The organism is Xanthomonas sp. NCPPB 3582 (assembly GCF_041475735.2).
Classification (GTDB): Bacteria; Pseudomonadota; Gammaproteobacteria; order Xanthomonadales; family Xanthomonadaceae; genus Xanthomonas; species Xanthomonas codiaei.
The window spans coordinates 4027279-4053622 of record NZ_CM192968.1; the positions used below are offsets into that span (position 1 = coordinate 4027279).

22 protein-coding genes and 1 other RNA gene are annotated in these 26344 nt (G+C 67.9%); 14 read left to right on the forward strand and 9 right to left on the reverse strand.

Annotated features, from left to right (window positions below; translation table 11 throughout):
* The first annotated feature begins 138 nt into the window (after positions 1-138).
* A complete protein-coding gene (locus ACCQ05_RS17170) occupies positions 139-834 on the forward strand; it encodes an SGNH/GDSL hydrolase family protein (protein WP_228964716.1) in 696 nt (231 codons plus the stop codon).
* A 367-nt stretch (positions 835-1201) separates the two neighbouring features.
* Here the strand turns inward: ACCQ05_RS17170 and ACCQ05_RS17175 are convergent, their stop codons facing one another.
* The 3 genes from ACCQ05_RS17175 to ACCQ05_RS17185 all read right to left on the reverse strand — a co-directional run bounded on the left by ACCQ05_RS17175 (position 1202) and on the right by ACCQ05_RS17185 (position 4101).
* Positions 1202-2473 (reverse strand): sensor histidine kinase, encoded by a 1272-nt coding sequence (locus tag ACCQ05_RS17175; RefSeq protein ID WP_372391691.1) that lies wholly within the window; start codon positions 2471-2473, stop codon positions 1202-1204.
* A 157-nt stretch (positions 2474-2630) separates the two neighbouring features.
* Positions 2631-3344 carry a response regulator transcription factor gene (locus tag ACCQ05_RS17180; RefSeq protein WP_005408123.1) on the reverse strand — a complete coding sequence of 238 codons (714 nt, stop codon included), beginning with the start codon at positions 3342-3344 and terminating at the stop codon, positions 2631-2633.
* Positions 3345-3432: 88 nt separating this feature from the next.
* A complete protein-coding gene (locus ACCQ05_RS17185) occupies positions 3433-4101 on the reverse strand; it encodes an arylesterase (protein WP_228964713.1) in 669 nt (222 codons plus the stop codon).
* Positions 4102-4210: 109 nt separating this feature from the next.
* Here ACCQ05_RS17185 and ACCQ05_RS17190 point away from each other — a divergent pair, with 109 nt between their 5' ends.
* The 7 genes from ACCQ05_RS17190 to ACCQ05_RS17220 all read left to right on the forward strand — a co-directional run bounded on the left by ACCQ05_RS17190 (position 4211) and on the right by ACCQ05_RS17220 (position 12072).
* Entirely contained in the window at positions 4211-4813 is a 603-nt protein-coding gene (locus ACCQ05_RS17190) for an ABC transporter ATP-binding protein (protein ID WP_104541529.1), read from the forward strand.
* Positions 4810-7293, forward strand: coding sequence for an ABC transporter permease (locus tag ACCQ05_RS17195; RefSeq protein WP_372391694.1), 2484 nt, complete (start codon positions 4810-4812; stop codon positions 7291-7293). Before ACCQ05_RS17190 ends, ACCQ05_RS17195 begins: the two co-directional genes overlap by 4 nt.
* Positions 7294-7828: 535 nt before the next feature.
* Positions 7829-8746: a TauD/TfdA dioxygenase family protein gene (locus ACCQ05_RS17200; protein ID WP_372391696.1), complete on the forward strand. Its 918-nt coding sequence runs from the start codon at positions 7829-7831 to the stop codon at positions 8744-8746.
* Between the two features lie 38 nt (positions 8747-8784).
* Positions 8785-9828 carry an ABC transporter substrate-binding protein gene (locus tag ACCQ05_RS17205; RefSeq protein ID WP_372391698.1) on the forward strand — a complete coding sequence of 348 codons (1044 nt, stop codon included), beginning with the start codon at positions 8785-8787 and terminating at the stop codon, positions 9826-9828.
* Positions 9829-9831: 3 nt separating this feature from the next.
* Positions 9832-10665, forward strand: a complete 834-nt coding sequence (locus ACCQ05_RS17210) for an ABC transporter ATP-binding protein (RefSeq protein ID WP_372391700.1) — start codon at positions 9832-9834, stop codon at positions 10663-10665.
* Entirely contained in the window at positions 10662-11546 is an 885-nt protein-coding gene (locus ACCQ05_RS17215; RefSeq protein WP_372391702.1) for an ABC transporter permease, read from the forward strand. Before ACCQ05_RS17210 ends, ACCQ05_RS17215 begins: the two co-directional genes overlap by 4 nt.
* A gap of 172 nt (positions 11547-11718) precedes the next feature.
* The gene (locus ACCQ05_RS17220; RefSeq protein ID WP_104541520.1) at positions 11719-12072 is read left to right on the forward strand and encodes a DMT family protein; all 354 of its coding nucleotides are present in this window, start codon (positions 11719-11721) and stop codon (positions 12070-12072) included.
* Between the two features lie 93 nt (positions 12073-12165).
* On the opposite strand, the gene ACCQ05_RS17225 is transcribed toward ACCQ05_RS17220, so the two are convergent.
* From ACCQ05_RS17225 to ACCQ05_RS17245, 5 genes are all read right to left on the reverse strand, one after another.
* Entirely contained in the window at positions 12166-13092 is a 927-nt protein-coding gene (locus ACCQ05_RS17225) for a DUF6607 family protein (protein ID WP_372391705.1), read from the reverse strand.
* A gap of 29 nt (positions 13093-13121) precedes the next feature.
* The gene (locus ACCQ05_RS17230; protein WP_372391707.1) at positions 13122-13763 is read right to left on the reverse strand and encodes a Hemin transport protein; all 642 of its coding nucleotides are present in this window, start codon (positions 13761-13763) and stop codon (positions 13122-13124) included.
* Positions 13764-13768: 5 nt separating this feature from the next.
* Positions 13769-16000: a TonB-dependent hemoglobin/transferrin/lactoferrin family receptor gene (locus ACCQ05_RS17235; protein ID WP_372391709.1), complete on the reverse strand. Its 2232-nt coding sequence runs from the start codon at positions 15998-16000 to the stop codon at positions 13769-13771.
* Positions 16001-16303: 303 nt separating this feature from the next.
* Positions 16304-16543, reverse strand: a complete 240-nt coding sequence (hemP, locus tag ACCQ05_RS17240; RefSeq protein ID WP_228964703.1) for a hemin uptake protein HemP — start codon at positions 16541-16543, stop codon at positions 16304-16306.
* An 826-nt stretch (positions 16544-17369) separates the two neighbouring features.
* Entirely contained in the window at positions 17370-18353 is a 984-nt protein-coding gene (locus ACCQ05_RS17245) for a potassium channel beta subunit family protein (RefSeq protein ID WP_228964702.1), read from the reverse strand.
* 154 nt (positions 18354-18507) lie between these two features.
* Here ACCQ05_RS17245 and ACCQ05_RS17250 point away from each other — a divergent pair, with 154 nt between their 5' ends.
* The 6 genes from ACCQ05_RS17250 to ACCQ05_RS17275 all read left to right on the forward strand — a co-directional run bounded on the left by ACCQ05_RS17250 (position 18508) and on the right by ACCQ05_RS17275 (position 25242).
* The gene (locus ACCQ05_RS17250; protein ID WP_104541511.1) at positions 18508-19806 is read left to right on the forward strand and encodes a NupC/NupG family nucleoside CNT transporter; all 1299 of its coding nucleotides are present in this window, start codon (positions 18508-18510) and stop codon (positions 19804-19806) included.
* Between the two features lie 80 nt (positions 19807-19886).
* Entirely contained in the window at positions 19887-20840 is a 954-nt protein-coding gene (locus ACCQ05_RS17255) for a ribokinase (protein WP_228964700.1), read from the forward strand.
* A gap of 215 nt (positions 20841-21055) precedes the next feature.
* Positions 21056-21131: non-coding RNA, sX9 sRNA (locus ACCQ05_RS17260), on the forward strand.
* 80 nt (positions 21132-21211) lie between these two features.
* Positions 21212-23335, forward strand: coding sequence for a TonB-dependent receptor (locus ACCQ05_RS17265; RefSeq protein ID WP_324250859.1), 2124 nt, complete (start codon positions 21212-21214; stop codon positions 23333-23335).
* Positions 23336-23387: 52 nt separating this feature from the next.
* Positions 23388-24386 (forward strand): tRNA dihydrouridine synthase DusB, encoded by a 999-nt coding sequence (gene dusB / locus ACCQ05_RS17270; RefSeq protein WP_228964699.1) that lies wholly within the window; start codon positions 23388-23390, stop codon positions 24384-24386.
* Positions 24387-24414: 28 nt separating this feature from the next.
* Positions 24415-25242 (forward strand): methyltransferase domain-containing protein, encoded by an 828-nt coding sequence (locus ACCQ05_RS17275; RefSeq protein ID WP_104541505.1) that lies wholly within the window; start codon positions 24415-24417, stop codon positions 25240-25242.
* Here the strand turns inward: ACCQ05_RS17275 and ACCQ05_RS17280 are convergent.
* Positions 25236-26342 carry a metal-dependent hydrolase gene (locus ACCQ05_RS17280; RefSeq protein WP_228964698.1) on the reverse strand — a complete coding sequence of 369 codons (1107 nt, stop codon included), beginning with the start codon at positions 26340-26342 and terminating at the stop codon, positions 25236-25238. The two genes, ACCQ05_RS17275 and ACCQ05_RS17280, sit on opposite strands and share 7 nt — an antisense overlap.
* Positions 26343-26344: the final 2 nt, after the last annotated feature.

Sequence of the window (26344 nt, forward strand, 5' to 3'; positions counted from 1 at the left end):
AACGCATGGCGTGGTCGCTGCTGGGGAAAGTGCGAATCTTGCACCGTGACGCGGCGCATCGCCAGCCACGGTCCGGTTTGCCCTCAGCTTGCAGACTGCTGCACCATGCCAGGCCCGCTCCATCGTTGCAGGATTCTCATGCTCCCACATCGCTTACGCGCACTGCTGTGCGCACTTGTGCTGGTCTCCAGCCAAGCCATCGCCGAAGCCCCGCGCACTGCGCCCGTGATCCCTGCGCAGGTGTCCGATGCGGCCTGGGAGCAGGACATGCAGCGCTTCGCCGCCAGCGATGCGCGCCAGCCGCCACCCAAGCACGGCATCGTGTTCGTCGGCAGTTCCTCGATCCGCTTCTGGGACACGCTGGGCAAGGACTTTGCCGGCAAGCCGGTGATCAACCGTGGCTTTGGCGGCTCGCAGGTCCGCGACAGCACCTGGTACGCCGACCGCATCGTGATTCCGTATGCACCGCGCCAGGTGGTGCTGTATGCCGGCGACAACGATCTCAACAGCGGGCGCACGCCCGAGCAGGTGCGCGATGATGTGGTGGCGTTCGTGACGCGTATCCGCCGCGACTTGCCGGACGCGCGCATCAGCTATCTGTCGATCAAACCCAGCCCGGCGCGCGCGCAGCTGCTACCGTCGGTCATTGCCGCCAATCGCCTGATCAAGGACGCACTGGCGGGCTTTGCGCGGGTGGATTACGTAGATGTCTACACGCCGATGCTCGATGCCAGCGGCAAGCCGCGTCCGCAGCTGTTCCGCGAAGACAGGCTGCACATGACCGTCGACGGTTACGCGCTATGGCGCAAGGCCGTGGCCCCGGTGCTGGAATAATCACCGCCGCGCCATGTGGACCGATCCGCGCAGCGTTGCCGGGTCGCCCACGCTGCGCGGGTGGCGGCGACATGCCTGGCTGACCACCTGCAGCCTTGCGAATGCAGCGGTCACTGCGGAAATCGCGCAGGACGGTTCGCTGTCCGCTGCAGGGTGAGGATCGTCGAGACGTTTCACGCGGCCTGGGCGAAAGCCGTGCCGTCGCATCTGCGCGCAGCGACACGTCAGCATGTCATCCGCATGGTCGCTCCGCGCGCACGCCGGAGCGCATCACGCGACGTCGGCCAGGCAGCGCTCTGATGCGGCAGCGGTGCCTGCCACACCCAGGCGATCCACGAGCGCTCGCAGCGGCCGGCAGCGGCCAGCCTCAGGCCACCACCACCGCCACCGACGTGCCCACGCCCGCTTCGCTCTCCAGCTCGATGCGCCAGCCGAAGCGGTCGCACAGCCGGCGCACGATCGACAACCCGAGCCCGGTGCCCTGCGGGCGCGTGGGGTCGGCGCGGAAGAATGGCTCGAATGCCCGCGCGCGGGCTTCGTCGCTCATGCCGATGCCGGTATCGCGCACCACGACCCGGTCGCGGGCGACCTCCACCTCGATGCTGCCGGTGTCGGTATAGGCGCAGGCATTGCGCAGCAGGTTGCTCAGCACCACCCGCATCACCCGCGGTGGCGCGAACATCTGCAGGTGGCGGTCGCCGACCATGTGCAGCGACACCGGCTTGTCGCCCAGCAGTTCGCGCGCGATCTCGACCTCCTCGCTGGCCAACTCGGCCACGTCGAAGGTTTCGCTCTGCGGGTCGATCTCCGCTTCGCGGGCCAGGATCAGGAAGGCGTCGATCACCGCTTCCATGTCGCGGCCGGCGCGCTGGATCCGGCGCAGGCTGCGCTGGGTGCGCTGCGGCAGATCGTCGTCGGCCAGGGCCATGTCGCTGGCCACGCGGATCACCGTCAGCGGTGTGCGCAGCTCGTGGCTGGCATCGCGGGTGAAGTTGCGTTCGCGTGCCACATGCTCGCTGACCCGTTGCCCCAGCGCATGCAGCGCGAGCGCCAGCTGCCGGGTTTCGCCCTGCAACTCCGCCGGCAGGCGCTCCGGCGCCAGTTCGTCCACATCCGGGTTGCGCGGGTCCCACTGCGACACGCGCCGTGCCAGCCAGCTGATCGGCGACACCAGGCGTTTGGACACCCGGTAGGTGAACCACGACACGCCGTAGATTCCCAGCAGCACGATGATGGCCGGCACCACGCCGAACCACAGCGTGAGGTGCGCCGCGCGCGAACGCGGGAACACCAGGTACAGGCGCCCTTCCGGACGCTGGTCCACATAGACCATGGCATCGGCGGCGGCAACTTCGCTGAAGCCCGGCGACAGGCGGCGCAGCGCAGCAGGCGCCGCATCGGCGGCGGTTCCGGCCGGCGAGAAATACCCCTGGATATTGCGCGTGTTCGGCGGCCGGTTGTCCGGCGCGCTCTTGTGCATCTGCCAGAAATGCACGGCCTCGTCGGCGAGCACGGTGCGCACCAGGCTGTACTTGATGACGAAGGAGATCAGGTACCCGCCCAGCACGATCGCCAGGCTCGCCAGCGCGACCTGCAACAGGAAGGCAAGACGTATTTTTCTCGGGAGCCCGTGTGGCATTGCTGCATCCAGGGGAGAGCGCCGGAGTATAGGCAACGCTTCCGTGATTCCGTCGTGCAACCGGTCAGCAGCACGGGAGAGCGAGCGGCGCGGGGGCGCCTGCAGGAGCGGCCGGCCACCTGACGGCGGCCGGCCGGAACATCAGGTCAACGGCCGGTCAGGTCATCGGCTGGGCGATGTCGGCGATGCGGTAGCCGGCGCTCTGCACGGTGTGCAGCAGCGGGCGATCGAACGGTTTGTCGATGATCTTGCGCAGGTTGTAAAGATGGCTGCGCAGGGTGTCCGAGTCCGGCAGGCCATTGCCCCAGATCTCGCGCTCGATTTCCTGGCGGGTCACCACCCGCGGCGACTCGCGCATCAGGATGGTCAGCAGGCGCAGGCCGATCGGCGAGAGCTGCAGCTCGGTGCCGGCACGGGTGGCGCGCATGCTCACCGGGTCGAGCACCAGATCGGCCACCTTGAGCACTTCCGAGCCCACCTGGCGACGCTCGCGGCGGATCAGGGCACGCAGGCGCGCCTCCAGCTCCTGGATCGCGAACGGCTTGGTCAGGTAATCGTCGGCTCCGAAACCCAGTCCGGTGAGCTTGTCGTCCAGCGTGTCGCGGGCGGTCAGCATCAGCACCGGCGTGGACTTGCGTGCGTCGTTACGCAGGCGGCGACACACTTCGATGCCGTCCAGACGTGGCAGCATGAGGTCCAGCACGACCACGTCGTAGCTGTTCTCGGCGGCCAGACGGTAGCCGTCCAGTCCGTCCTGCGCATAGTCGACCTCGAAACCACGGCCTTCCAGGTACTCGCCGATCATTTCGGAGATATTGCGGTTGTCTTCGACGACCAGCACGAGGCCGGACGTTTCCTTGGTCTGACGCATGGACTTTCCTCGGTCTTCAGCTTTGTGAAACATGCCGGATCGCCGGTGCAAGCGACGTGAAGGCCGAATAACGTTTCATCTCATCCGATCAACGCCCAAGCAGTGGCCGCAGTGCCGGCCACACCGTCTCCAGTACCTTGGGCTGGGCGGCCGCAGTCGGATGCAGGCCATCGGCCTGCATCAGGCCCGGCTGCAAGGCCACCTTTTCCAGGAAGAACGGCACCAGGGCCGTGTCGTACTGCCTGGCCAGGTCCGCATAGGTCGCCTTCAGCCGCTCGCGGTAGGCCGGGCCGTAGTTGGGAGGTACATCGATGCCCAACAGCAGCACCTTGGCACCGGATGCCTGGCTGAGCTTGATCATCTTCTCCAGATTGCCTTTGAGCTGGGCCGGAGTCAGCCCGCGCAGCGCATCGTTGCCGCCCAGCTCGATCACCACCACCCCCGGTGCATGCTTCTGCAGCAGCCCGGGCAGCCGGGTCAGCGCGCCGGAGGTGGTCTCGCCGCTGATGCTGGCATTGACGACCGCCGGTGGCGTCGCCATGTCACGCTTGAGGCGCTGGTCCAGCAGGGTCACCCAACCGGACTGCACCGGGATATTGTGCGCAGCGCTCAGGCTGTCGCCCACCACCAGGATCGGCGCGGCCGTAGCCGGACTTTTGGCAGAGGCAATCCCCGGCGCAAGCAGGGAAAGTGTCAGCAGCCACAGGACCAGCGCGCCATATCGCAGTGTTCTTTCACGCATTCGGAGATTCCTCATCGACAGTCTGGCCCCCCGCTCCAGCACCCGTACCGCCATCGATGTTCGCGAGGTCGGCAAATCCGTCAGTGGCCCGGAGGGAACGCTCCACATCCTCGACAACATCAGCTTGACGGTCAGTGAAGGCGACAGCATCGCGATCGTTGGCGCCTCCGGTTCCGGCAAGACCACCCTGCTTGGCCTGCTGGCCGGGCTGGACCTGCCCAGCCGCGGCAGCATCGCACTGGCCGGCCAGGAGCTGGGCCAGCTCGACGAGGAAGCGCGCGCCGCGCTGCGTGCCCGCGAGGTGGGCTTCGTGTTCCAGAGCTTCCACCTGCTGCCGGCGCTGACCGCCGAAGAGAACATCGCACTGCCGCTGGAACTGGCCGGGCGCGAAGACCCGGCGCGGGTGCGCGAGGTACTGGAGGCGGTAGGCCTGGGCGCGCGTGCGCGGCACTACCCGCGCCAGTTGTCCGGCGGCGAGCAGCAGCGCGTGGCGCTGGCGCGCGCCTTCGTGGCGCGCCCGCGCATCCTGTTCGCCGACGAGCCCACCGGCAGCCTGGACCAGGCCACCGGCGCGCAGATCAGCGACCTGCTGTTCGCGCTCAATGCCACCAGCGACACCACCCTGGTGCTGGTCACCCACGACATGACCCTGGCGCAACGCTGCCGGCACATCTACCGCATCGACGGCGGCCGCCTGCACGCGCAAGCGTCCGGCGCGGCGGCATGAACGTCGTCAAGCAGGCGGCGCGCGCGGTACGCCGCGAATTCCTGGCCGGCGACCTGCTGACCGTGTTCGCCGCACTGGTATTGGGCGTGGCGGTGATGACTGCCGTCGGCACGCTGGTGGACCGGGTGACGCTGGCACTGACCTCCAGCGCGGCCGAGGTGCTCGGTGGCGACCTGGGCGTGACCGGACGCCAGGAGATTCCGGCCGACTTTGCCGCCGAAGCGCAGCGCCGCGGGCTGCAGAGCACGCGCATGGTCAGCTTCCCCAGCGTGCTGTTTCATGGCGAGGCCAGTCAGATGGCCAATATCCGCGGCGTGGCCGCCGGCTATCCGCTGCGCGGGCAGTTGCTGGTGTCCAGGGATGGCGGCGGTGCGGAAGGCACGCCGGCCACCGCACCGCCGCCGGGCCAGGCCTATGCCGACCCGCGCCTGCTCGAAGCCCTGGGGCTGCGGGTGGGCGAGCAGCTGGAATTTGGCGCCGGCCACCTGACCATCGCCGGAGTGCTGCGCGCCGAACCGGATGCCTCCGGCGAGCTGATGCAGCTGTCGCCGCCGCTGCTGGTCAATCGCGCCGACATCGACGGTGCCGGCCTGCTCGGGCCCGGCAGCCGCGCCTCCTACCGGTTGATGTTCGCCGGTGCGCCGGATGCCATCGCCGACCTGCGCGCCTGGCTCAAGCCGCGCGCCAGCGAATACCGCCTGGTCGGCATCGAAGATACCCAGCGCGGCATGCGCGCGGCGTTCGACCGGGCCGGCCGCTTCCTGGCCTTGTCGGCCTTGCTCGCCGTGCTGCTGTCGGGCGTGGCGACCGCGCTGGCGGCCAACCGTTTTGCGATGCGGCGCATCGACACCGTGGCGGTGCTGCGTTGCCTGGGCGCGAAGCAGCGCGACATTTTGGCGATGTTGTCGCTGCAGTTGCTGTTCACCGCGATTCCGGCCTGCCTGGTCGGCATCGGACTGGGCATGCTGGCGCAGGAAGGCCTGGTGCAGGCGCTGGGCAGTCTGATTCCCAACCGATTGCCGCTGCCGCAGGCCACCCCGGCCCTGGCGGGCGCAGGGATCGGCCTGGTGCTGTTGCTGGGCTTCGGCCTGCCGCCGCTGCTGCGGCTGCGCAACGTGCCGCCGATGCGAGTGCTCAACCGCAGCTTCGCCGCAGTGCCGCCGAGTTCGTTGCTGGTCTACGCCGCTGCGCTGGCCGCAACGCTGGCGCTCACCGTCTACGCCACCGGCAACCTGGTCCTGGCGGGTTGGGTGCTGGGCGGCCTGGCCGCGCTGGCGCTGGTGGCGATGCTGCTCGGGCTGGGCCTGCTGGCCCTGCTGCGGCCGATCCAGCACCGCCTGCGCGGCGCCTGGAAACTGGGCCTGGCCTCGCTGACCCGCCGGCGCGGCCTGAGTGTGGTGCAGCTGGTCGGCCTGTCGCTGTCGTTGTGCGCGCTGTTGCTGCTGGCGGTGGTCGGCCCCGGCCTGCTCGGCCAGTGGCGCGACCGCCTGCCGGCCGATACCCCGAACTATTTCCTGATGAACATCCAGCCCGAGCAGACCGCGCCGGTGCTGCAGACGCTGCGCGGCCTGGGCGTGGACAACGCGGCGGTGGAGCCCTTCTCCACCGGCCGCCTGGTCGCCATCAACGACAAACCGCCGGTGCGCGGCGACCGTGACCCGCAAGACGATGGCGATGGCGACAACCGCCCGGTCAATTTTTCCTGGCGGCACGCGTTTCCGCCGGCCAATACGCTGCTGCAGGGCAGGTTCTGGAGCGCCGGCAGCACCGCCGCCGAGGCCTCGGTGGAAGAAGGCTGGGCGCAGCGCTACCAGCTCAAGCTGGGCGATCGCATCACCCTGCTGCTGGGCGAACAGCAACGCAGCTTCACCGTCACCAGCATCCGCAAGGCCGATTGGGATTCGTTCCGGGTCAACTTCTTCCTGCTGCTCAACGAAGGCGCGGTGGGCGATGCGCCGTACAACCTGATTTCCGCCTTCCACCTGCCCCCCGGCAGTGCGCCCAGGCTGGCATCGCTGAGCCGCGACTACCCCAACATCTCGGTGCTGGATATCGATGCCATCCTGGGCCGGGTGCGCGAGGTGATCGACCAGGTGGCGCAGGCGGTGCAGCTGGTGATGGGCTTCAGCCTGCTGGCCGGGGTGCTGGTGCTGCTGGCGGCCTTGCAGGCCACTGCCGGTGAGCGCCGCTACGACAGCGCCGTGCTGCGCACATTGGGTGCACGTCGCGGGCAGCTGCGCGGCGCGGTGCTGGTGGAATTCGGCGCGCTGGGGCTGCTGGCGGCCGGCCTGGCGGTGACCGCGGCGGCCGTGATCGGCGCGGTGGTGGGCCAGCAAGCCTTCGAGATCGCACTGGCACCGGACTGGCCGCGCCTGTTGCTGGGCGGCGCCTTCGGACTGGTACTGAGCCTGTTGGCCGGCTGGTCCGGCACCCGGCGCATCCTGTCCACGCCGCCTGCATTGGCGCTGCGTACCGAGTGAGCAGGCAGCGCTGGCGCTGGCGTTAACTTGTTTGTCACCGTCCTGGAGTGCCGCTCGGCATTCCGGGCGGTCGATTCGCCATGACGCGCGTTACTGCCCGAGCGGAAACCATCTTCGGTTCTGCTGGCGCCGCGCGCCTGGGCCCCTGAAACAGGCGTCTGACCCAGGCAATCCGCAGCCAGCAAAGCGGATGCAGCCTCAACGTGCGCGGTGAGTGCGGATGACAAACACCGCGTGACCGTCAGGCACGTGCGCGGTGTTCCGGATTCGCCTTGTACCGCACAGACGCCGTGCGTTCTTCGGGCAATTCGTGCTCATGGCTGGCGCTTGCAGCGTCTTGCCGGGTGTTGCGGACCAGGCAGCCGTCTGACACTCAGCTTGTCGATGTCGATGTCGATGTCGATGAGACGCTGCATATACCCGCAGCGCATAAGCACCTTGCCAATCGTACGTTCGCAGCAGCAACGCGACTGCCTACAGTGACCAGTCCGGTCGCCGTGTCAGGCGACCTTTGCTGTTGTCGAGGTGCAAGCTCGTGGCCAATCTCAGTTCTGCAGCGCGCGTGCAGCCGCCGCACGCCGATGCCAACACGGGACACACCGCCGGCGTGCGGATCGTGCCCTTCGATGCGCCGCTGGGCGCGGAAGTGATCGGGCTGGAGTTGTCGCAGCCGCTGGATGCGGACACCTTCGCGCGCATCCATCGCGCGCACCTGGATCATCATGTGCTGGTGTTTCGCGATCAGCGCATCACCCCGGCCCAGCAGGTCGAATTCAGCCGGCGCTTCGGCCCGCTGCAGATCCATGTGCTGCGCAATTTCCAGCTGCCCGATCATCCGGAAGTGCTGGTGGTGTCCAATATCAAGGAAAACGGCCAGCCGATCGGCCTGGGTGATGCCGGGCATTACTGGCATTCGGACCTGTCCTACAAGGACACCCCCAGCCTGGGCTCGCTGCTGCATGCGCAGGAGCTGCCTGCCGAGGGCGGCGATACCTTGTTCGCCAACCAGCACCTGGCCTGGCAGACCCTGCCCGAGGATCTCAAGCGCACCGTGCAGGACCTGCGCGCCGAGCACAGCTACCTGGCCAAGTACGAGGAATTGCGGGCGCGCAATCCGTGGCGCCCGGCGTTGACGCCGGAGCAGATCGCCGAGGTCTCTCCGGTGCAGCATCCGGTGGTGCGCACGCATCCGGAAACCGGGCAGAAGGCCTTGTTCGTCAGCGAACATTTCACCACCCGCATCGTCGGGCTGCCCGCCGACGAAAGCCACGCGCTGCTGCAGACCTTGTTCGCGCACAGCACGCGCGCGGCGCTGGTGTACCGGCACCGCTGGCAGCCGCACGACATGGTGTTCTGGGACAACCGCTCGGTGATGCATCTGGCCGCCGGCACGCCCGACCACCTGCGGCGCCGGCTCAACCGCACCACCATCGAAGGCGATGCGCCGTTCTGAGCGCCGCTGGCCTCTCCCCCTTGTATCCGGAGCACTGCATGCGCCTGACCGTCACTTCCCACGCACCGTTGCTGCGCCGCCGTTTTTCGCAACGCGCGGCCGTCCTGCTGCTGGCGGCCCTGCCGCTATTGAGCGGCGCGGCGCAGGCCGAGGGCACGCTGCGCATCGCCAAGCAGTTCGGCATCGTTTACCTGCTGCTGGACGTGGCGCAGGATCAGAAGTTGATCGAGCAGCAGGGCAAGAAGGCCGGCGTGGAGATCGACGTGCAGTTCCTGCAGCTGTCCGGCGGTGCGGCGGTCAACGATGCCTTGCTCACCGGTTCGATCGATATCGCCGGGGCCGGTGTCGGGCCGCTGTTCACCATCTGGGACCGCACCCGTGGCCGGCAGAACGTGCGTGGGGTGGCGTCGCTGGGCAATTTTCCGTACTACCTGATCAGCAACAACCCGCGCATCAAGAGCATCGGCGACTTCACCCCAAAGGACCGCATCGCGGTGCCGGCCACCGGCGTTTCGGTGCAATCGCGGTTCCTGCAGCATGCCTCGCAGCAGCGCTGGGGCGACAAGGGCACCCATCAGCTGGACCAGCTGCAGGTGGCGCTGCCGCACCCGGATGCGGCCGCAGCGATCATCCGCGGCCGCACCGAGATCACCGCGCATTTCGCCAGCCCGCCATTCCAGGAGCAGGAACTGGCGCGCAACCCGGCCGCGCATATCGTCACCAGTTCCTACGACATCGAGGGCGGCCCCGCGTCGGCCACGGTGCTGTATGCCACCGAAGCATTCCGCCGCGACAATCCCAAGACCTATCGCGCCTTCGTCGCCGCACTGGACCAGGCCGCGAAGTTCGTCAGCGCGCATCCGGAGCAGGCTGCGGACATCTTCCTGCGCCGTAACGGGTCGGGCATCGACCGAGCGCTGGTGTTGCAGATCCTCAAGGACCCGAAGGTGCAGTTCACCGTGGTGCCGCAGAACACGCTGAAGCTGGGCCAGTTCATGCAGCACAGCGGTGCGATCAAACAGGCGCCGGGCAAGGTGGGCGACTACTTCTTCGACAACCCGCTGATTGCGGGCGGGAGCTGAGCGATGGCCACACCCTTGCTGCAGGTCGATCACGTCAGCCTGGAATACGTCAACGCACAGCGCGTGGTGCGGGCGACCCATCGGGTGCGCTTCGATGTGCACGCAGCCGACCGCTTCGTGCTGCTGGGGCCGTCCGGCTGCGGCAAGTCCACCCTGCTCAAGGCGGTGGCCGGCTTCGTGACGCCACGCGAGGGACAGATCCGCCTGGAGGGGCAGGTGGTGAGCGGGCCGGGGCCGGACCGGGTGGTGGTGTTCCAGGAATTCGATCAACTCGCGCCGTGGAAGACCGTGCGCGAGAACGTGGTGTTCGGGCTGCGCGCAGCGCGCAGGCTCGGCCGCGCCGAAGCACGCGAGCGGGCCGACGAGAGCCTGGCCCAGGTCGGGCTGAGCGGATTTGCCGACGCCTATCCGCACACTTTGTCCGGCGGAATGAAACAGCGCGTGGCGATCGCGCGTGCGCTGGCGATGCGTCCGCGCGTGCTGTTGATGGACGAGCCCTTCGCCGCACTGGATGCGCTGACCCGCTCGCGCATGCAGGAACAGGTGCTGGAACTGTGGGAGCAGGCCCGCTTCACCCTGTTGTTCGTCACCCATTCCATCGAGGAAGCGCTGGTGGTCGGCAACCGCGTGCTGCTGCTGTCGCCGCATCCGGGCCAGGTCCGCGCCGAACTCAATGCGCATGCCTTCGGCCCGCACAGCGCCGGCAGCGTGGCCTTCCAGCAGACTGCCCAGCGCATCCATCGCCTGTTGTTCGACCTGCCCGACGACACCCTGGCCGACGACAAGGTGGCGCCGCTGCGTCGCACCGCCCCGCTGCAACGCGAGGCGCTGCCATGAGCCGCTCGCCCACCACTGCGCTGCCGCCGGTTCCGCCGGTGCGCCCGGAATACGAACTGGCGTTGCAGCCGCTGGATCCGGCCCTGCTGCATGCCGCCGCGCCCAGCCGCTGGCAGGCACCGGGATGGCTGCGCAAGGCCGTGGTGCTGGTGGTGCTGGCGGCGGTGTGGGAGATCGCTGCGCGCGTGGTCGGCGACGACCTGATGCTGCCCAGCGCCGTGCAGACCGCGCGTGCGTTCTACGACGGCCTGCTGTCGGGCGAATTGCTGCGCCGGGTGGGTGCCTCGCTGCGGGTGCTGGGCCAGGGCTATCTGCTGGGCGTGCTGTCGGCGTTCGCGCTGACCGCGGTGGCCGCATCCACGCGCTGGGGCCGCGATGTGCTCGGCACGCTGACCGCGATGTTCAATCCGTTGCCGGCCATCGCACTGTTGCCGCTGGCACTGCTGTGGTTCGGCCTGGGCAGCGGCAGCCTGGTGTTCGTGCTGGTGCATTCGGTGCTGTGGCCGCTGGCGCTGACCACCTATGCCGGCTTCCAGGCGGTGCCGGAGACCTTGCGCATGGCCGGGCGCAATTACGGCCTGCGTGGGCCGCGCTACGTGGCGCAGTTGCTGATCCCGGCCGCGCTGCCGGCGATCCTGTCCGGGCTGAAGATCGGCTGGGCGTTCGCCTGGCGCACCCTGATCGCCGCCGAGCTGGTGTTCGGCGCCACCTCCGGCCAGGGCGGGCTGGGCTGGTACATCTTCCAGAACCGCAACGAGCTGTACACCGACCGCGTGTTCGCTGGCCTGGCCATGGTGATCGTGCTGGGCCTGCTGGTGGAAGCGGTGGTATTCCAGGCGATCGAACGGCTGACCGTGCATCGCTGGGGCATGCAGCGCTAGCGCGATGACGTGGCGCGGCGGTGCGTGGCCTAGGCAACTGCCCGACCGTACTGCGGGCAAATGTTCGCACCGGCATCGAGCCCCCGACGCCGCATGCCAGGCTCATCGCCATGGTCGCGTGCGCTTAACGGAGCTGGCTTATGCTTCCGGCCCCTGTCCAACCGCCGCCGTCATGCCCACCGCTTCCTTCACCGCTTACCTGTACCCGGTCCTGCTGCTGATCGCCAGCAATGTCTTCATGACCTTCGCCTGGTATGGGCACCTGAAGTACAAGAGCACGCCGCTGATGATCGCGATCCTGGTCAGCTGGGGCATCGCGTTCTTCGAATACTGCCTGCAGGTGCCGGGCAACCGGCTGGGCAGCGCGGTGTATTCGGCGCCGCAGCTCAAGGGCATGCAGGAAGTGATCACGCTGCTGGTGTTCGCCGGCTTCTCGACCTTCTACCTGGGCCAGTCGCTGAAGTGGAACCACTGGGCTGCGTTCGGGCTGATCCTGGTGGCGGCGTTTTTGATGTTCAAGGAATAACCGCCGTCTCGCCCGTAGGAGGGCCCCCGGGCGCGATGGGCTTTATCGGTAACGCCCATCGCGCCCGGGGGCGCTCCTACGGCACGGACGCCTCTAGTTCGCTGGTTCCACCCACTGCGCAAACACCGCATCGATCTGCGCGTCCTTGATCCGCTTGCCCTGCTGCGCGGCTTCGGCCTGTTCGAACATCGGCATGATCATCGCCATGCCGTCGGGCTTGGTCTTCAGGTGCAGGCCCGGTGGCGTGTCGAGGAACCTGGCCCAGCGTGCGCGCACCTTGGCCCAATACCCCTGCGTGCCCTTCCAATACGCGTAGGCCGGGGCGAAATCCACGTCGGTAGTCTTGCGGTAATCGTTGAAGCCGAATTCGCGTGCGATCGGTTCCTGGCTGCCGTCGGGCTTGCGCAGCACCTTGGTGTTGAACTGCTCGTGGGTCCAGCCGTTGGGCGTTAGCGTGTGCCGGTTGATCACCGACAGCGCGTTGTAGTCGCTGCGCTTGGTGTATTCGCGGCGCGGCAACGGGCGCCAGCTCAGATCGCTGGTCCAGGTCGGGTGACCGTCGGCATACTCCCAGCGCCCGGTGCCGCAGTAGCGCGGTGCATCGCTGACCTCGAACACGCATTGCGTCCATGCGCCCTGCGTGGCCGATGCCGGCAGCGCACGCACCTGCCAGGTCTGGTCGGCGGTGAATTCGAAACGCTGCGGCGCCTCGTACACCCAGTCCTGGCGCCAGTGCTTGGTCACGTGCTTGCTCTTTTCGTCGACCAGCAAATGTTGCAGCACCAGCTTGCGTGGCGAATCCTCCACCACGATGACCACCTCGTTGGCACCGCTGCGCATCGCCGGGGCGCGCTCGTAGCCGGGCTTGAGCAGCACGGTTTCGTCGAAGGCGAAGTCCACTGCGTATTCGCCCTGCATCGCCAGGATGCTCTGCCGATCGCGCTCGGGATCGGCAGCGGCGGCGGCCAGGGGCAACAGGCTCAGGGTGACGGCGATACAGCGTGGCAACAATCGGCTCATTGGAACTCTCGTTTGTGGTATCGGGAACATCAGCGGCGTAGCCGCAACAGGGCAGAGGTCATGGCGGCCGGGTCGCTGCCGGCGGTGATCGTGCCGGATCGCAGCGCCGCGGCACGCGCGCAGCAGCAATCATCCACCGCCACCCGCGCCTCGATGCCTTCATCGTGCGCCACTCGCGCGGCCACCACCGCACCCAGCGCCGAGACGGTGGCCAGGCTGGCCGCCAGCGGCGGCGCGCGACCACTGCCGGCGCTCAGGCGCAGCGCGCTCAGCCGCCAGGTTTCGCCACGCATGCGTCCGGCCAGGCGACGCCACAGGCGCTCACCCAGGCCCATGCCCGCACCGGTTGCCTGGGCGTCCATCGACAACGGCGGCAACCGCGACACCAGCCGATCCCAGTCCAGAAAATCGCTGTCCGGCAACAGGTAGAGCCGCCAGCAGCAATGTCCTTCGGCATCGAAGAACCAGATGCCCTCGCGCACACCGTCGCTATCGAGCTGGCGGCAGGCCGCTGCCTCGACCGCATGCTGCCATCCATCGAGTTCGTGGCCGAGTGCGGGGCGATACAGGCAGAGCACCGTGCCCAAGGCCGCCAGCTGCGACGGGCGTGGCAACGTGGTACCGGTGGCACGCGCGCGCGACGACGATGGCAGCGGGCGGGCGATCGGCATGGCCGCTACCAGCTCACGGCCAGGCTGACCGAGGCGGTGCGCCCGGCTGCGGTGAAGCGGTCCACCACCGTGCTGCTGGCAAGCGTGCCGTTGGGCAGCGCATTCCAGTCCACATAACGCCGGTCGGCCAGATTGAAGATGCCGGCGGTGACCTTGGCGCCGGGCGCGAACTCCCAATGCCCCATCAGGTCCAGCGTGGCGTAGCCGGCCGGCGTGTAATAGCTGTCCAGCTGCGGGCGGCGCTTGCGCGCGACGAAGGTGCCGATCAGTTCGGCGCCCCATTGCTCGCCGTCGAATGCCACGCCCAGCGTGCCGCGCAGCGGGTCCACCGAATTGAGCGGCATGTCGTCGGTGAGGTTGTCGCCTTCGGAGTAGGCCACTGCGCTGTTCAGCGACCAGCCCTGCCAGCCAGCCAGCACGCCCAGATCGAGCCCGCCGCGCGCTTCGGCGCCCTTGATCACCACATCGTCCACGTTGCGCGACTGGAACACCAGGAAGCCGTCGGCATTGGTACCGGCCGGCGCATTCGATTCGATGAAGTCGCGGTAATCGGTGTAGTACACGGCCAGGCCGAGATAACCCACCGCATCGTTGAAGCGCAGCCCCAGCTCGCCGCCGCGGCTGGTTTCCGCCTTCAGGTCGGGGTTGGCGATGGCGGTGTAGCGCGACTGCAGGTTGGTGAATCCGATGTTGACGTCGTTGTACGGCGGCGCGCGAAAGCCATGCGCGTAGTTGGCGTACGCCGACCACGTATCAGAGAAGCGCCACACCGCGCCGAACTTGGGCGAAACCTGGGTCTGGTCGATGGTCGATACCGCCACGCCCGGATTGTCCTCGCGGAAAATGTCATCCACCTGCGGCGACAGGCGGAAATAGTCCACGCGCACGCCCGGGGTCAGCGACAGCCGCCCATCCAGCAGGCCGATCTCGTCCTGCGCGTACAGGCCGAGCTTGGTGGTTTCGCTCTTGGGGAAATCGCGCACCGGAAACACGTCCTGGCCGACCCGGTTGCTGATCGCGCCGTTGGCAAGAGTCAGCGAATAGCCGTCGCGCTTGGCGCGGGTGTCGGTCCAGGTACCGTCCAGCCCATAGGTGATGTCGTGTTGCATCGCATCGGTGGCGATGGCCTTGTGCGCATTGACCAGCACCCCATACACGCGCTGGTCGAAGCTGTGTTCGTTGTGGCGGCGGGTGTTGTTGCCGCGTAGCTCGTTGGTGCGCTGCAGGCTCTCGCTGTCCTGGCGATACAACAGCCATTGCAGGTCGTCGGCGAGCGCGCCGTCCAGCGCGTCCAGTTCATGCCGCAACGACACCCGCGCGCGGGTCTGATGGTCGCGCCCCTGCTGCGACAGCACACGCAACGACGGTGTCGGCGAGCGCGTATCGATGCTGCTCAAGGCCTCGATGCTGCCGTAGTCTTCGTTGCCTTCCACCGTGAGCTTGAAGCGCTGTTGCGCGCTCGGCGCGTAGACCAGCTTGGTCAGCACGCTGCGGCCATCCACAGTCTGCGGGTTGGCGGCGGTGCGGGTGAAATTGCGGCTGCGGTTGTCGCCCTGGTTCTGGGTTTCCTGCCCCTGGCGATGCGCCACTGCCACCATGCCGCTCCAGCGCTCGCCGCCGAATGCGCCGGTGGCGCCGGCGAACAGGCCGTTCCAGTCGCCTTCGTAGCCGAACTTCAGGCCGAGGTAGCTGTGCTTGTCGTCGCGCAGATAATCGGCCGGGTCCTTGGTGACGAAGGCCACCACGCCGCCCAGCGCATCGGAGCCATACAAGGAACTGGCCGGCCCGCGCACCACTTCCACGCGCTTGAGCGTTTCCAGGTCGACGAAATTGCGGTTGGCATTGAGGTAGCTGCCGAACGCAAAGGTGTCCGACACCGGCACGTTGTCCACCAGGATCGCCACGCGATTGCCATCCAGGCCGCGGATGCGGATGCCGTTGGCGCCGGTGAAGCGGCCGTTGGTGCTGGTCACCGACACCCCCGGCGTATAACGGAACAGGTCCTTGAGCTCGCGCACCAGCTGGTTGTCCAGTTGTTCGCGATCGATCACATCCACCGTGGCCGGCACGTCCACCAGCGCGCGCTGGGTCCGCGTGGCGGTGACCTGCAGACGGTCGAAGTCGTGCACCTCCCGCGCAGCTTCGCCGCCGGCATCGGATTCTGCGGCATGGACACACAACGGGGCGGCAGGCAGCGCGAGCGATAGCGCGACCACCAGCGGATGCAGGCGAATCATCAAGCAACCTTTGTGGAAGAACCCCCGGCAGCGCGCACAGCGAACCGGCCGCGCACGGCTACCGAGGGTGGAGAGATGGGTGGCGGACGGCGGCGGCAACGCCCGCGGCGAACGGTCGGCGCCCCCCTGCAGAGCAGCGCCGATGGAGCGAGTGCAATGGCTGCGGAACCCTGCCGCCAGCGGCATCGCACGCGGCGATGTCTGCGGCTTGCCGCGCCGGCCGATGGCGACCGTTGCGGCATCTGCGCCCGGTCGATCAGGGCGCAGCGGTTCCCTGTGCCGGGATGACGTGGGGGACGCGCATTACTTGGTCAGGATGAGCTTGTCGTTGCTGGTGTGGCGCAGGCGATAGACGCGATCGCCATGCTGGATCAGCACTTCGCGGCGCCCCTTGAGCAACGCCTCGCTGCTGATGAGGTCTTCGGCGGGAACCACGCGCGGTACGGCGCGGTCGCGCAGATTGACCGGTTCGGAGCGAAGCGGCACGGGATGAGCGGTCATGATCTGGATCTCCAGTCGGTTGGCCTGACAAATAATAACCATTCTCATTTAATGATCAAGAGCCATTCTCATTTGAACGGCGGAATATTTGCATGACCTCCTGCCTTTCGATCGATTCCATCAATCGAACTGCCCGTTCGCCAGCACCGTTGCGGCTGCGGGCTTGCGACAGCCGGGCCACGCGCCGGGGCATCGATGGCCCGGCCACTCGGCGATGCCCGGTCCGAGCAGCCACGGTTGGAAGGCCGCCGGAGGGGTGTCGTAACGGTCCTCGCAACGGCTGCCGTGGGCCGGTTCCTGAAGGCGCAGGACGGCGCTGATGCGTCCTGTCGCGCCGGTCCACGGGTCCGCGCAACGACATCGCCACGCGCGCCGCAGTCACCACGCGCGGGACACGCCGTGCCCCCTGCGTGGATGCTCCGTGGCAGCCTCCATGCGCCCCAGGTCTCGCCCGCGATGCGACATCGCCCGAGGCAGGCCGCCGGACACGCGCCCTGACGCAGACCGCAGCCTGTGTCTTTCGCGTTGAGGACGCCTGGACGTCCCGCGCCAGCGCATCCTGCAGCATGCTCAACGACCGCGCGACCGGCTATTGCCCTTGCCCATGCATCGTTGCAGGAGGTCCTGCGGCATGGACGCCGTACCAGCGCCTGCTGGAACCTACCTGCGGCGTGTCCTGCGATGATGGGCGGGCAAGGTCCGCAGCCAGATGCAAGGCCGTAGTTCACACCCGCAAGAGATGAACGGTGGCCGGGCTACGCTCCGGCTGCCACTGCTGTCGCGCTAGCCAAACCTTTCAATCCAGGCACCGCACGCCGCGCACTGCCTGCACCCTGCGGGCCGCACGTACTCGACGATCCCTGCCCGCTCAGCGTGTCGCCGCTTCCACCTGCGCCCAGCCCGCTGCATCCACCTGGTCCAGCACATCGAGCGCGGCCAGGTTCTGTTCCAGCTGCTCCACCCGGCTGGCGCCCAGAATCACCGAGGACACGTGCGGGTTGCGCAGGCACCAGGCGATCGCCAATGGCGCCGGCGCATGCCCCAGCTCGGCGGCCACCGCGCAGAACGCACGGGCGCGCTCGAGACGGCGGGATTCCGGCGTGCCCAGCACCTCGTCCTGCAGCCAAGCATTGTCGGGCTGGCCCAGCCGGCTGTCGGCCGCCACCCCCGCGTTGTACTTGCCGGTCAGCAGGCCAGAGGCCAGCGGCGACCAGATGGTGGTGCCCAGCCCGGCCTCGCACAGCGGTGCGTACTCGTGCTCCAATCGCTGGCGGTGCAGCAGGTTGTACTGCGGTTGCTCCATCGACGGCGCATGCAGATGCTCCTGCTGGGCAATGGCGATCGCCGCGCGCAGCTGCTCGGCGCTCCATTCGGAAGTTCCCCAGTACAGCACCTTGCCCTGGCGGATCAGCGCATCCATCGCCCGCACGGTTTCCTGGACCGGCGTGTCCGGGTCGGGCCGATGGCAGAAATACAGGTCCAGATACTCCACGCGCAGCCGCTTGAGCGCGGCGTGGCAGGCGTCGGTGACATGCTTGCGCGAGAGCCCGCGCTGGGTGGGACGCGGGCTGTCCACCGCGCCGAAGAACACCTTGCTGGACACACAGTAGCCGTCGCGCGGCAGGCGCAGGTCGGCGATCACATCGCCCATGACCTCCTCGGCGCGGCCGCGCGCGTAGACCTCGGCGTTGTCGAAGAAGTTGATGCCGTTGTCCCAGGCCGCGGCGATCAGGTTGCGCGCCTCGCTGCGGCCGATCTGCTTGCCGAAGGTCACCCAGGCCCCGAACGACACGGCCGACAGCTGCAGCCCGGTGGAACCCAGACGACGGTAACGCATGGCGAACTCCTGCACCCTCCGTGGCACCTGCCCCGGACCGGATTGCGCAGTTTAGCGGGCGGGGCGCTGGCACGAGCCAGTGGCGGCCGTCTGAATGCCGCTCGCCTTGCCCGCCGACACCCCCTGCTCTAGGCTTCTCGTTTTGCCGTCAGCAGCCCTGGGGATAGGAATGGTCGAAGGTTTGGGAAGGATCGGTTTCGGCCTGTTCGGTCTGGCGGTGCTCATCGGCATCACCTGGCTGTTTTCGACCAACCGCCGTGCGATCGACTGGAAGCTGGTCGCCACCGGCCTGTTGCTGCAGATCTCGTTCGCCGCACTGGTGCTGCTGGTGCCGGGCGGACGCGACGTGTTCGATTCCCTGGGCAAGGGATTCGTGAAGGTGCTGAGCTTCGTCAATGAAGGCTCCACCTTCATTTTCGGCAGCCTGATGAACATCGAAAGCTACGGCTTCATCTTCGCGTTCCAGGTGCTGCCCACCATCATCTTCTTCTCTGCGCTGATGGGCGTGCTCTACCACCTGGGCGTGATGCAGATCGTGGTGCGGGCGATGGCCTGGGCGATCACCAAGGTGATGCGCGTGTCGGGCGCGGAAACCACCAGCGTGTGCGCCAGCGTGTTCATCGGCCAGACCGAGGCACCGCTGACGGTGCGCCCGTATATCCCCAAGATGACCCAATCCGAGCTGCTGACGATGATGATCGGCGGCATGGCGCATATCGCCGGCGGCGTGCTCGCCGCCTACGTGGGCATGCTCGGCGGCAGCGACCCGGCGCAGCAGGCGTTCTATGCCAAGCACCTGCTCGCGGCCAGCATCATGGCCGCGCCGGCCACCCTGGTGGTAGCCAAGCTGCTGGTGCCGGAGACCGGCACGCCGCTGACCCGCGGCACGGTCAAGATGGAAGTGGAGAAGACCACCAGCAACATCATCGATGCGGCCGCGGCCGGTGCCGGCGATGGCCTGCGCCTGGCGCTGAACATCGGCGCGATGCTGCTGGCCTTCATCGCGCTGATCGCGCTGATCAATGCACCGCTGACCTGGCTGGGCGAAGTGACGGGCGCGGCCGCGGCGCTGGGTCGGCCGACCAACCTGTCGACGATCTTCGGCTACCTGCTGGCGCCGGTGGCCTGGGTGATCGGCACGCCGTGGGCGGACGCGACCACGGTCGGCTCGTTGATCGGCCAGAAGGTGGTGATCAACGAATTCGTCGCCTACACCGAGTTGTCGCAGATCGTGAAGGGCCAGGTCGCCGGCGTGAGCCTGAGCGAGGAAGGCCGGCTGATTGCCACGTATGCCCTGTGCGGCTTTGCCAACTTCAGCTCGATCGCGATCCAGATCGGCGGTATCGGCGGGCTGGCACCGGAACGTCGTCACGATCTGGCCAAGTTCGGCCTGCGGGCGGTGCTCGGCGGTTCGATCGCCACCTTCATGACCGCTACCATTGCCGGCGTGCTGTCGCATTTCGGCTGAGGCGGCGCGGGTTCATCGGTGTCGCGGTCTAATCGCCCGACGCCAGGTTTCATTCAAGTCATTCACGCAAGCAGGTATTTATGAGTTCGGTCGTCGTTGTCGGGTCTTTCAATGTCGATCACGTGTGGCGTTGCGACGTGCTGCCTGTGCCGGGCGCCACCATCGCCGGCCGCTACAGCACCGGCCCGGGTGGCAAGGGCTTCAATCAGGCGGTGGCGGCGGCACGTGCCGGTGCCAGGACGCATTTCCTGTGCGCACTGGGCGACGATGCCGGCGGTGCGCTGGCGCGTTCGCTGGCCGCGCACGACGGCTTTGCGTTGATCGCCGAACCGAGCAACGAACCCACCGGCACCGGCGGCATCTACGTCGATGGACACGGCCGCAACACCATCGTGATCGGTGCCGGCGCCAACTCGGTGCTGAGCGCGGGTTTCGTTGAAAACCAGCGCGCGCTGGTGGCGTCGGCGCAGGTGTTGCTCGCACAGCTGGAATCGCCGGCAGAGACGGTCGAAGCAGCGCTCGCGCTGGCCCACGAATGCGGCGTACTGACCGTGCTCAACGCCGCACCCGCCAACGCGCCGACCTCGATCGGCCTGCTCAAGCTGTCGGACGTGCTGACCCCGAACGAAACCGAATTCGCCGCGCTGCTCGGCCGCCATGTCGGCGAGCGTATCAACGCCGACGATGTGGCCGCGCTGGACGGCAACACGCTGCATTCGCTGTGCCGCAAGTTGCTGCCAGGCGGCACGGTTGTGGTCACGCTGGGTGCAGTGGGCGCCTTCATCTCGCATGCCGACGAGCAGTTGCGTGGCGACACGGCCGCGCATTACCGGGTAGGCGCCGAAAGTGCGCAGACGGTGGACACCACCGGCGCCGGCGATGCGTTCAACGGTGCGCTGGTGGCCTCGCTGGCGCAGTCGCCCGGCGCCAGCTTCATCACCCACGTGCGCTTTGCCACCCGCTACGCCGCGCGCTCCACCGAAGTGGAAGGCGCCGCCACCTCGATGCCACGGATGCTGCCAGAGGCGTTGTAACCACCTCTGGCCTGCAATGCCGCTGCACCTGCAGCGGCGCACCGGGTGGCGGCGATCCCGTCCGGCCCAGCCGATGACGTCACAGCGCCAAGGCTTGAGTCCTTGGCGGCGCGTCTTTGCGAAGGAATTCGGCGCGCCTTTTCTAGGCGAATAAGAGCAGCTAGCAAAACGACTGCGCTCACCGCCAGGCGGGCGCGGTCGGTGCTCGGTGCGGCATGTACCACTCGTACACTGCGGTTCCTCCGCGCCGTCCGCACCCACCTGACGACCGCTCGCTACGTTTTGTTAGCCGCTCCAAGCAGACGCCGCCGCCTTTCACTCGAGAATGCATCGCATTAACATGCGCAACCTTCTCCGCGCCTGGATGCCCGATGCATCGCCACGCCCTGTTTGCGCTCACCGTTCCGCTGCTCGGCCTTGCCGCAGCGGCACATGCCACCGACCCGCAGGAGGGCGTGGTGGCGCTGGATCGGGTCAACGTATCGGCCAGCACCAGCCGCATGCCGACCTCCGATGCCGCGTTGCCCAACACCATCACCGTGATCGATCGCCAGCAGCTGGACCAGCAGCTGGCGCTGACCCAGGACCTGTCGCAGGTGCTGGCCAACCTGATCCCCTCCTTCGCGCCGTCGCGGCAGAAACTCACCAACGGCGGCGAGACGCTGCGCGGGCGCAAGCCGCTGTATCTGGTCGACGGCGTGCCGCAGTCCACTCCGCTGCGCGAGGGCGGCCGCGATGGCCATACCGTCGACCCGGCGATGATCGAACGCATCGAAGTGATCCACGGCGCCAACGCGCTGCAGGGCCTGGGCGCGTCCGGCGGCATCATCAACATCATCACCAAGCGCGCGCCGCGCCAGGACGGCGACAGCGTCCATGAGCTCAATCTCGCCGCCAGCAGCGCGCTGCCGCACAAGCACGACAGCGTCGGCCAACGCGCGGCCTACCTGTTCGGGACACGGCGCGGCGCCTTCGACGTGGTGGCGGGCGCCTCGTATGCGCAGGAGGGCCTGTACTACGACGGCGACGGCCGCGCGATCGCAGTCAACGACGTGCAGGGCGATCTGATGGACGCGCGCAGCAGCAGCCTGTTCGCCAAGCTGGGCTGGAATGTTGATGCGCAACGGCGGCTGCAACTCACCGCCAGCCGCTACCAGCTGCAGGGCGACAACGACTACGCCACCGTCAACGGCAACATCGCCACCGGCCTGCTGGCGACCTCGGCGCGCGGCAACAAGCCAGGCGAAGGCCCGCGCAACCGTTCCACCGGGGTGAACCTGGACTACACCGATCAGTCGCTGGCCGGCGGCTTCCTGCAGGCGCAGCTGTACTGGCTGGACTTCCAAGGCCTGTACGGCGGTTCGAGCTGGCAGAACCTGCGCAACGACGGCATCACCCGCTTCGACCAATCGCAAAATGCCTCGGAAAAACTCGGCGGCAAGTTCAGCTGGTCGCGCGGAGACCTGTTCGGCCTGCGGCTGCGCGCCACCGTTGGCCTGGACCTGGCCCAGGACCGCACCTACCAGGAGCTGGTGGTCAGCCAGTTGAAGTGGGTCCCGGCCACCACCTACGTGTCGACCTCGCCGTTCGCACAGGCCGAATGGTGGGTCAGCGACAGCGTGATGCTCACCGCCGGGCTGCGCTACGAACACGGCAAGCTGGAGGTGGACGACTTCACCACCCTGCCGAGCAACAACGGCGGCCAGTTCGTGGAAGGCGGCACGCCGCGCACCAACGAAACCCTGCCCAATGCCGGACTGGTCTGGCAGCCCAACGAGGCGCTGAAACTCTACGGCTCGTATTCGGAAGGCTATACGGTGGCCGACATCGGCCGCGTGCTGCGCGCCATCAGCGTGCCCGGCCAGCGCGTGGACGCGCTGGTGGACCTGTCGCCGGTGATCTCGGACAACAAGGAGATCGGCCTGGACTACGACGATGGCCGCTGGCTGCTGCATGCGGCGATCTACCGGTCCGACTCGGACCTGGGCTCGCGGCTGGCGTTCGACAACGCCACCCAGAGCTATTACGTGGTGCGCGAGCGCACCACCATCGACGGCTTCGAAGGCAGCGCCGCCTTCCAGTTCGACGACGCCACCCGCCTGGGCGTGGCCTATGCGCGCACCAACGGCCGCTACGACAGCGATGGCGACGACCGCGTGGACAGCGACCTGCCCGGCGCCAACGTCAGCCCGGATCGCATCACCGCGTTCTGGAACCAGCAATGGAGCCCGGCGGTGTTCACCCGCCTGCAGGGCAGCCATGCGCTGGACCGCCAGTTCGAGCTGCGCGGCGCCGAGGTGGCGCGCTTCGAGGGCTACACCACGCTCGACCTACAGGCGGCCATCACCCTGCCGCTGGGCCAGCTCAACCTCGGCATCGAGAACCTGCTGGGCGAACAGTACGTCACCTATTTCTCGCAGACCACGCCGCGCAACGATACCTACGTGGCCGGACGCGGGCGCGTGCTGACGCTTGGCTGGTCGCACCGCTTCTGAGCCGTGCCCTGGCGGCGATGAGGCCGGCCACGCGCCCGGCTACAATAGGCGCATGCGCATCGGCCCCTACACCATCGCCCCCAAGGTGATTCTCGCGCCCATGGCGGGCGTGACCGACAAGCCGTTCCGGCTGCTGTGCAAGCGGTTGGGCGCCGGGCTGGCGGTGTCGGAGATGACCATTTCCGATCCGCGCTTCTGGGGTACGCGCAAGTCGCTGCACCGCATGGATCACGCCGGCGAGCCGGACCCGATCAGCGTGCAGATCGCCGGCACCGAGCCGCAGCAGCTGGCCGAGGCGGCGCGCTACAACGTCGACCACGGCGCGCAACTGATCGACATCAACATGGGCTGCCCGGCCAAGAAGGTGTGCAACGCCTGGGCCGGCTCGGCACTGATGCGCGATGAGGCGCTGGTGGCGCGCATCCTGCGCGCAGTGGTGCAGGCGGTCCAGGTACCGGTGACACTGAAGATCCGCACCGGCTGGGATTGCGATCACCGCAACGGCCCGGAGATCGCGCGTATTGCGCAGGATTGCGGCATCGCCGCGCTGGCGGTGCATGGGCGCACCCGCGACCAGCATTACACCGGCAGCGCCGAGTACGCGACGATTGCGCAGATCAAGGCCGCGCTGCAGATCCCGGTGATCGCCAACGGCGATATCGATTCGCCGCACAAGGCCGCGCAGGTGCTGCGCGCCACCGGCGTGGATGCGGTGATGATCGGCCGCGCGGCGCAGGGCCGGCCCTGGATCTTCGGCGAGGTGGCGCATTACCTGGCCACCGGCGAGGTATTGCCGCCGCCGTCGCTGGCGTTCGTGCGCGACACCTTGCTTGGCCATCTGGAGGCGCTGCACGCCTTCTACGGCCAGCCGCAGGGGGTGCGCATCGCGCGCAAGCATCTGGGCTGGTACGCCAAGGACCACCCGCAGAGCGCGGACTTCCGCGCGGTGGTCAACCGCGCCGACACGCCGGAAGCGCAGCTGGCGCTGACGCGCGATTACTTCGATGCCTTGATCGCCGGCGTGGCGCCCGCAGTGCCGGACGCCGCCTGAGGTTTTTCTGCTTGCTGGAGCCGCACGCATGAGCGCACCGAGCGACACCCCCACGTACCTGCACGGCTTCTCGGCCACCGAACAGGCACGCCTGCTCAAGCAGGCGCGATTGCTGGAAGCCACGCTGTTCAACGAGGTCGACTACAGCGGCGCGCGGCGCCTGCTGGAAGTCGGCAGTGGCGTCGGCGCGCAGACCGAGATCCTGCTGCGCCGGTTTCCCGAGCTGCATGTCACCGGCGTGGACCTGAGCGAGGCGCAACTGGGTGCGGCGCGCGCCAACCTGGAGCGGCTGGCCTGGTGCCGCGAGCGATACAGCCTGCAGCAGGCCGATGCGGGCGACCTGCCCTTCGAGGCCCGCCAGTTCGATGCGGCCTTCCTGTGCTGGGTGCTGGAACATGTGCCCTCGCCGGCACGCGTGCTCAACGAGGTGCGGCGCGTCCTGCTGCCAGGCTCGCCGGTGTATGTGACCGAGGTGATGAACGCCTCGTTCCTGCTGCACCCGTATTCGCCCAACCTGTGGCGCTACTGGATGGCGTTCAACGACTTCCAGCACGACCAGGGCGGCGACCCGTTCGTCGGTGCCAAGCTGGGCAACCTGCTGCTGGCCGGCGGCTTTCGCGATGTGCAGACGCAGATCAAGACCCTGCACCTGGACAACCGCGAGCCGGGCCGGCGCAAGACCATGATCGGATTCTGGGAAGAAGTGCTGCTGTCGGCGGCCGAGCAGTTGCTGCATGCCGGTGCGGTGGACGCCGACACGGTGGACGGCATGCGCCGCGAACTGGCGCAGGTGCAAAGCGACCCGGATGCGGTGTTCTTCTATTGCTTCGTGCAGGCGCGCGCCACGGTCTACTGAGGCGCCGAGGCCTGGGCCGGTGCGCTTGCCGGCGCCGCATCGTGTTCCAGATCGCCGGTCAGCGCCTTGCCGCTGGGCGCGTTCCAGATGCGGTGCCACATCTGCGCCAGCACCGCCCAGATCTGATCGCGGGCCACCGGCGCACGGTACGCCGCCTGGACCTGCCGCGGCACGATCGGCTGCCAGATTCCGTCTTCGCGATGGGCGACCACGAAGTTGAAGTTGTAGTCCGGCTCCAGGCCCATGCGCAGGTCGCTGAGCATCAGGTCGTCGTCCACCAGGCGCGCGCGCATGAAGCCGCGGTTGAACCAGGTCAGCCGGCGCACCGAGTCGAACGCGGCCACCTCGCCCAGTGCCTGGGTGTTGCTGGAGAAGCCGCGGAACTGCATCGGGCCGCTATCGGCCACCAGCGAGCGCTCGCCGATGACGTAGCCGCTGGGCGTCATCGCCACCACGCGCCACAACAGCGTATTGAAGGGCATCGGCACCGAGAAGCGCGGCGCATCGGCCAGCCCCATCGCGGCCAGCGCGCGATCGGCCTGTTGATCGACCAGCTGCTTGGCGATCAGCGACCAACCCAGGTACGCGGAACTTGCCACCAGGCCGATCACCAGCACCCGTTGCGCCAGCGGGCGCTCGCGCGCGAACCAGGCGATGGCGCACGCGCCCAGCAGCCACAGCGTATAGGCCGGGTCGATGATGAAGACGCTGGACCACATGCTCGGATGCGGTTGCAGCGGCCACCACAGCTGGGTGCCGTACACGGTGAAGGCGTCCAGCAGCGGGTGGGTGATCAAGGCCAGCTGGATCGCCCAGAACCAGCGCGTTGGCGCGCCGGCCACCCGTCCGTTGCCGTAGCGGCGGAACAGCCACCAGATCAGCCACCCCAGCAGCGGCAGCACGAACAGCGAATGACTGAAGCTGCGGTGCACCGTCATCAGCGTGACCGGGTCGTCGGTGAGCGGCAGCAACACCAGCGAATCGAGGTCGGGCAAGGTGCCCAGGGCCGCGCCGGCGAGCAAGGCGGCACGTCGCTGTCCGGGCGGCGCGATGGCGGCAGCGATGGCGCCGCCAAGAACGATCTGGGTCAATGAATCCATCG